Source organism: Actinomyces sp. oral taxon 849 str. F0330 (assembly GCF_000239715.1).
In the GTDB taxonomy this organism is placed as follows: domain Bacteria; phylum Actinomycetota; class Actinomycetes; order Actinomycetales; family Actinomycetaceae; genus Actinomyces; species Actinomyces johnsonii.
The window spans coordinates 162193-169505 of record NZ_JH470351.1; the positions used below are offsets into that span (position 1 = coordinate 162193).

Below are 7313 nucleotides of genomic sequence, written 5' to 3' on the forward strand. Positions count from 1 at the left end.
CGGGAAGCACCCGTCGTTAATGACGTCACAGGAACATATCAGAGTGACTTTGTCCTGACAAGATGAAGGTTGGATGAGAATTCCACCAATGTGACCCGGGATGTTGGTTGGACCTGCCCGAGCGGCCTTCATCCGCCTGCCGGTGCGGGGCGCGCGCTGCTCGACCGTATCGCGGGTGCGGTCCGGGCGGGCTGATTGCGGGCCTACGAGTGGCCATCTACCTGCTGAAACGGCGTCGTCGGATAGGATGGGGCGAACGGTGCCCGAGGTTGGGTGCCGGGTCTCGCGCAACGTGCGGGATCGGTAGGCACAACGGTGTGGGAAAGGAGGCGTCTGCGGTGAAGGAACCTCGAGGGCGCGGTGGCAGGGTCACGATCAGGACCGTGGCCGAGCACGCCGGCCGTTCCATCTCCACCGTCTCGGCGGCACTCAACGGCTCTGACGGCGTCGCCGAGAAGACCCGCGAGGAGATCCTGCGCATCGCCGCCGAGCTCGGTTACCAGGCGGACCCGCGCGCCCAGTTCCTGCGCCGTAGCCACACCGGGCTCATCGGGGCCAGTTTCGCCATCGGGCAGGCCTATCAGGGACTCGTTGTGGACGGGCTCTACCAGGCGGCCTCCAACCTGGGGCACGGTCTGGTCCTGGCCACCTCCACCCCGCACCGGGACGTGGCCGATGGACTGCGCGCCCTGCTGCTGGAGCGCTGCGAGGGGCTCGCCCTCGTCGACCCCGATATCCCGGTGGATGCCCTGGCCCGCATCGTGGGTCGTACTCCGGCGGTCGTCATCGGTACCACCACCGAGTTGAGTGACGTCGACGAGATCCACTCCCGCGACGACGTCGGCATCCAGCTGCTCGTCGATCATCTCGCAGGTACCGGGCGGCGTCGTATCACCCATGTGGACGGTGGGGAAGAGACCTCGGCGAAGCGACGGGTCGAGCGCTTCGGCCAGGCCATGGAGCAGCGCGGACTGGGGGGCACCATCCGGGTGGTGCCCGGGGGAGGCGATGAGAACAGTGGTGCCAGAGCGGTCCACCACCTCATCGAGTCCGGTGAGCTGCCCGAGGCCTTGCTGTGCTTCAACGACCATTGCGCCGTCGGGGCTCTCATGGAATTGCGCCGTCAAGGCGTACGCGTCCCGCAGGACGTGGCTGTCACCGGCTATGACGGCATCCCGGTGACAGCGGCTACGGCCTTCTCTTTGACCACAGTGCGTCAGAATGCCGGTCTCATCGCCGAGGTGGCGGTGCGGGCGCTGCTGACCCGCATGCACCCGGATCAGGATGGCCGGATCCCCGCGGAGGTGGCCTGCGAGGACCGGCGCCTGGGCGGCCGCCTCTATCGGGTGGTGCCCGACCTGGTCGTCCGGGACACGACGGCCCGCGCCGCGTGAACCGTGGGAGTCGAAGTGTGAGCGCCGGAGCAAGCCGCGTACCGCTGGCCGCATCTGAGGCCGCAGGTCGGAGCGTGAGTGGCGTACGGTGATGCCAACCATCATGCCAATACCGTGGGGCGCAGGCCCCCGCACACTGGGACAGGAACCATGATCAACGGAGAACTCATCGACCTGGTCGCCGGCGACTACGAGGCGCGCATCGCCTCATCGGGCGCCATGCTCGTTCATCTGCGACGGCAGGGACGCGACCTCATCATGCCCTTCGACGCCGAGGCCACGTTGCCCGCCGGCTGGCAGGGCAAGACCCTGCTGCCGTGGGCCAATCGCATCGCCGGGGCCCGCTACGACTACGGCGGAACCGAGTTCCTCGTGGCCTGCAACGAGCCTGCCAGCGGCTCCGCCCTCCACGGCCTGGCCGGTTGGATGGACTGGCAGGTCGTCGACGACGATCCCTCCGGGCCCGATGACGGCGCGCCCCGCAGCCGGGTGGTTCTCGAGCTGAGCCTGCTCGCCTCCTACGGCTACCCGTGGAGCCTGGAGGCCAGCGTTCGCTTCCAGCTCGATGGCGAGCGGGGCCTGAGCGTCACGGTGACGGCCACCAACGTCGGTGCGGCGCGTCCGGCCCCTCCGGTCCCCGGCGCCCCGGAGGCCGACGGCGACCTCGCCCCCGCCCCCTACGGCGTCTCCTGCCACCCCTATCTGACTCGCTCGGTGCCCCTGGATGACTGCGTCCTGACCATTCCGGCGGCCGAGGTCCTCGATGTCGACGAGCGCATGGCGCCTACCCGGCGGCGCAGCGTGGAGGGCACCGACTGGGACTGGCGCCAGGGCCGGCTCGTCGGCGCCACCCAGACGGACAACGCCTACACCGCCCTGCCCGAGGGTACCTGGCAGGTGAGCCTGCGCGGCGGGCAGGGAAACCGTGCCATCGTCATGAGCTCGGACGCCCCCTGGGTGCAGGCCTACACCGCTGACGAGCTTTCCCGGCCCGGCGTGGCCATCGAGCCCATGACCTGCCCGCCCAACGCCTTCAACAGCGGGGAGGGCCTCGTCGCCCTGGCGGTGGGGCAGTCCCACTCCTTCACCTATCGACTGCACGAGGAGGATTGAGCGGGCAACGGGCTGCCGGGCCCGGCTACATTGGGAATGCACGGTGGGCGTCGTCGAGATGGATCGCTCGACGACGCCCACCGGCGTCTACAGGCGCGCGCTTCGCCCGAGTGTCAGTTCAGGCGCACGGGCTGGCCGGAGTGAGCAGACTCCGTGGCGGCCTCGGCCAGGCGCAGGGCGGCGATGGCGTCGCCGATGCCGGTGGGAGGCGTGGTGCCGGCCTCGACGGCCTCGATGAAGGCGCTCAGCTCGATGCGGTAGGCGTCGGCGTAGCGCTCTAGGAAGAAGTCGAGGTAGGGCTCCTGGGCGTCGGTGACCTCGCCGTTGGACAGGCGCACTGTGGTGGCGCGAATGTTCTCGGCGAACAGGGCGCCCTCGCGCCCGGAGGCCTCCAGGCGCTGGTCGTAGCCAGAGGAGCAGTGGCGGTTGTTGATGATGGTGGCCACGGCGCCCGAGGCGGCCTTGAGGGTGACGACGGCGGCGTCGAAGTCGCCGGTGTCCTTCAGTGCCGGGTCGAGGTTCTGGCCGGCGGCGTAGACCTCCTCGATCTCGCCCAGGAAGAAGCGGGCGGTGTCGAAGTCGTGGATGGTCATGTCGCGGAAGATGCCGCCGGAGACCTTGATGTACTCCGCTGGCGGGGCGGCCGGGTCGCGGCTGATGATGGTCAGCTGCTCGATGTCGCCGATCTTGCCGGCCTCGACCGCGGCGCGGGCGGCGGCGAAGCTGGGGTCGAAGCGGCGGTTGAAGCCGAACATGACGGGCACCTCGACGGCGTCGAGCTCGGCCTGGGCGGCCTCGACGTCCTTCATGTCCAGGGCGATCGGCTTCTCGCACAGCACCGCCTTGCCCGCCTTGGCGGCGGCCAGCAGGTGGGGGATGTGCAGCGGCGTGGGTGAGCCGACGATGACAGCGTCGATGTCGGAGTCGGCGAAGACCTCCTCGGCGTCCTTGCAGGACCGAGCCCCGTAGTCGGCGGCGAGCTTCTCGGCGGCGTCCCCGAAGGGGTCGCAGACCAGCGCGAGACGGGCCTGGGGGTGGGCGGCGATGGTCTTGGCGTGGACGTGGCCGATGTGGCCAGCGCCGATGACGGCGATGGAGAGCATCCTTGCTCCTTCTGCGTGTGAGTGCGTGTCTGGGTTGGTGTCTGAACTGCGGTCAGTGGCGGGATGGGCGGGTCGACGACGCGCGGAACGTGTCTGAGCGCGCCGCGGCCCGCTCCGGTGCGGCGGATGTCGCCGGTGGCCGCCCGGGTTCCCACCGGGACCCGGGTCGGCCGGATCGGGTCCGATCAGGGCTGGGGCATGATGACGTCGCGCACCAGGGCGTCCAGGTCGGCGTCGGCCTGGAGGAATCCGCGCAGGGTGCGGCGAGTGGCGCCGAAGGAGTCGAACTCCTCGGGGGTCATGCCATCGGGCTCGTAGGCGCGCACGAACTCGGGAATCGACAGGAGCGTCTCCATGATCTCGGGAGCCACGGGCTCGTCGATGCGCTCGACGACCTTGTAACCGGAGTCGTTGATGAGCTTCTGCCAGGCGAAGGGCGGGGAGACGACCAGATCGCCGCCGACCAACTCGGACCACTGCAGCACGTTGCGGAAGGCGGCCGATAGCACGCGGGCGCGCAGGCCGCGGGCCTGGAACTCCTGGTAGGCGCGCTTGAGAGCGGCCACGCCGCCCCACTCCAGGTGGCCGGGGTCGAGGAAGAGCTTGTCCCGCTTGGCCACGATCTTGAGCCAGTCGTCCAGGCGACCGCCCATGAGGGTGACGACCGGGCCCATGGTGGAGACGTCCTTACCCTCGGCCTCGCGGCGCTTGAGACCGCGCTCGATGGCCTCACCGGTGGCCACGGCCTGGGGCACCGAGAAGGAGACCGTCACGTTGACGGACACGCCGCGGTAGGTGGCGTCCTCGATGGCCTTGACGCCCACGGAGGTGGCGGGAATCTTGACGATGATGTTCTTGGCGAGGTTCGAGAACTCCTCGGCCTGGTCGGCCAGGGCCTTGGCGCTGCGGGCCAGGCGCGGGTCGGTCTGCATGGACAGACGGCCGTTGCGCCCCTTGTGCTCTTCGAAGATGGGCTCGAGCAGTTTGGCCGCCTCGATGCTCATCTCGCGCACGACCTGCCAGCCGATCTCGGACTCGGTGGCCTCGGGCATCTCCTCGGCGAGCTCGGCGATGCGGGGGAGCCACACGTCCTTGCGCTGGTTGATGCAGGTGTAGGCGATGGTGGGGTTGCAGGTGGCGCCCACGCCGCCGAAGGAGATGGACTGGCGCAGCTCGTCGGGGTCGGCCGAGTCGTTCCACAGTGCGGTGGGCGTGTTGCGGGCGGCGTCGAGAAGGGGGCCGGGGGTGTATTCGATACTCATCTGTTCTGTGCTCTCTTTCGGGTTCATCCGCGCAGGCGTCCTTGCAGCCGCGGTCCGGTAGCCCTATTGAAGTGCGCTCAGCGCCATCTGTCAACAAATTGTCAGGACAAAGTTTCCTGAGAATGGCGACGGCGCCTGCGCCGGCGTGAGAGCTAGCTCGAAAACAGGGACGTCTCGAAGGTGTAGCGCGAGGCGCGGTAGATGTGCTGTCCGTACTCGATGACGCGACCCGACTGGTCGTAGGTGATACGGGTGGCGGTCAGTAGAGCGGTACGGCGGCGTTCGTGGAGCAGTTCGGCCTCGCGGGTGGTGGCGTTGCGGGCCCCGATGGTCTGCTTGGCGGTGGTGGGGACGATGTCCTTGGCGCGCAGAAGGTCGTAGAGGCCGCCGGCCTCCAGCTCTTCGAGGGTGGGGGCGACGGCTGCCGGCATGAGGTTGGACAGGACGGCGATCGGCTCGCCGTCGGCGCAGCGGATGCGGGTGCAGGACACGACGGCGGTGCCCTCCTCGACCTCGAGGTGCTCGGCGTCATCGGCATCGGCTTCGTGTTCGGTGTAGTCCAGCACGTTAGTGGAGGTCTCGTGGCCGGCTGCGGACAGATCCGCCAGCAGACTGGTCAGCTGCATCGGCCGGTGGACGTGCATGGGGGAGACGATCGTGCCCACGCCCCGACGGCGCTTGACCAGGCCGCGGTCCACCAGGTGTTGGAGGGCCTGGCGCGCTGTGGGGCGGGAGACCTCCAGGCGCTTGGCCATCGACAGCTCGTCCTCGAGTCGGGCGCCAGCCGGCAGCGTGCCGTCGAGGATGAGGGAGGCCAAAGGCTCGGAAATTTGCGTGTGCAGCGGCGTCTTGGAGCTGCGGTCGATCGTAATGTTGAGGGCGAAAGGGGATGCTGAGTCGGACATGAGATAAGCCTGTGCGTCAGACGTGATAATGACTTGAGCATACGGACGGCGCGCGCCGATGTCACGCACCGTCGCCATCACGGCCATGACGGCGGCGGCTGTGGTCTCCGTCGTCGCGCCTGCCGGTGCGGGCCTCGTGCTGTCTGTGGAGTCCGGTTGACCTCAGAGTCATCTGACGTCAAATGTTCTGACAAATGCTTGACCTGGAGCCTGACTGTGAGGCAGGCTTCGCAGTGACGCCCGGCGCGGGCCCCATCCCTGGAGGCCTGCGGGCCCCAAGGATGTGGAGACGCGATCACCGTGACGACAGCAACGACTGCAACCAGCGAGACGACCGAGGCGGCTGGGACGGCTACACCCGGCAGAAGGTCCGACAACCACAAGCCGCTTGACGTCCTGACCATCGGACGCTGCGGCATCGACATCTACCCCCTCCAGGTCGGCGTCGGTCTGGAGGACGTGGAGAGCTTCGGCAAGTTCCTGGGCGGTAGCCCCACCAACGTGGCCGTCGCCGCCGCCCGCTACGGGCACGGCTCCGCCGTGCTCACCGGAGTGGGCAACGACCCCTTCGGGCGCTTCGTGCGCACCGAGATGCGCCGCCTGGGGGTCGACGACCGTCATGTCGTCACCAAGGCCGCCTACAACACCCCGGTCACCTTCTGCGAGATCTTCCCGCCGGACAACTTCCCCCTCTACTTCTACCGCGAGCCCTCGGCCCCCGATCTCGAGCTGACCTGGGAGGACCTGCCGCTGGACGCCATTCGCGATGCCTCCATCTTCTGGATCTCGGCGACCGGACTGAGCAAGGAACCCTCGCGCTCGTCCCACCACGCGGCCCTGGGCGCCCGCGACCGGCGGCGCTTCACCATCGCCGACCTCGACTACCGCCCCATGTTCTGGAAGGACAAGGAGACGGCTCACCGCGAGGTCTCCAAGATCCTGCCCAAGATCACCGTCGCCATCGGTAACCGCGAGGAGTGCGAAGTCGCTGTCGGCGAGCGCGACCCCGAGCGCGCCGCCGACGCCCTCCTGGATGCCGGTGTCGAGCTGGCCATCGTCAAGCAGGGCCTTGAGGGGACGCTGGCCAAGACCCGCACCGAGCGGGTGGAGATGCCCGTGACCTCGGTGACCACGAAGAACGGCCTGGGTGCTGGTGACGCCTTCGGCGGGGCTATCTGTCACGGTCTGCTGTCGGGGTGGTCCCTGGAGAAGACCATCTTCGCCGCCTCCACAGCCGGAGCCATCGTCTCCTCCCGCCTGGAGTGCTCCACCGCCATGCCCACCGAGTCCGAGCTGCTCGAGCTCATGCGCGCCCGCCGCGACGAGGTCGCCCCGGGCCTGACGGACCTGTGAGGAGACCCCCGATGAGCACGACACCCACTCCCGCCGCTGGCTCCGTCTCCGCCAGCGGTCCCAGGCCGTTGACCGACGTCGTCACCGAGGTCCGGGCGACCGACCCCGCCCGCATCGGCCGGGTGCTGGCCCAGCGCCCCCGCGCCGACCTGTCGGGGGCCGGCCGCCTCATGGTCATCGCCT

Annotated in this window: 6 protein-coding genes; 3 read left to right on the plus strand and 3 right to left on the minus strand. The window is 68.9% G+C overall.

Annotated elements, in window-relative coordinates:
- Window positions 1–338: 338 nt before the first annotated feature.
- A complete protein-coding gene (locus tag HMPREF0975_RS06545) occupies window positions 339–1394 on the plus strand; it encodes a LacI family DNA-binding transcriptional regulator (RefSeq protein ID WP_009233350.1) in 1056 nt (351 codons plus the stop codon).
- Between the two features lie 150 nt (window positions 1395–1544).
- Window positions 1545–2507: an aldose 1-epimerase family protein gene (locus HMPREF0975_RS06550; protein ID WP_009233351.1), complete on the plus strand. Its 963-nt coding sequence runs from the start codon at window positions 1545–1547 to the stop codon at window positions 2505–2507.
- A gap of 113 nt (window positions 2508–2620) precedes the next feature.
- On the opposite strand, the gene iolG is transcribed toward HMPREF0975_RS06550, so the two are convergent.
- From iolG to HMPREF0975_RS06565, 3 genes are all read right to left on the minus strand, one after another.
- Entirely contained in the window at window positions 2621–3610 is a 990-nt protein-coding gene (gene iolG / locus HMPREF0975_RS06555; protein WP_009233352.1) for an inositol 2-dehydrogenase, read from the minus strand.
- A gap of 185 nt (window positions 3611–3795) precedes the next feature.
- The gene (locus HMPREF0975_RS06560) at window positions 3796–4872 is read right to left on the minus strand and encodes a transaldolase family protein (RefSeq protein ID WP_043539625.1); all 1077 of its coding nucleotides are present in this window, start codon (window positions 4870–4872) and stop codon (window positions 3796–3798) included.
- Between the two features lie 152 nt (window positions 4873–5024).
- Complete coding sequence (locus HMPREF0975_RS06565; protein ID WP_039893408.1) at window positions 5025–5777, minus strand: GntR family transcriptional regulator; 753 nt, start codon at window positions 5775–5777, stop codon at window positions 5025–5027.
- A gap of 300 nt (window positions 5778–6077) precedes the next feature.
- Between HMPREF0975_RS06565 and iolC the strand changes: the two genes are divergently transcribed.
- The gene (iolC, locus tag HMPREF0975_RS06570) at window positions 6078–7130 is read left to right on the plus strand and encodes a 5-dehydro-2-deoxygluconokinase (RefSeq protein ID WP_009233355.1); all 1053 of its coding nucleotides are present in this window, start codon (window positions 6078–6080) and stop codon (window positions 7128–7130) included.
- Window positions 7131–7313 lie beyond the last annotated feature (183 nt).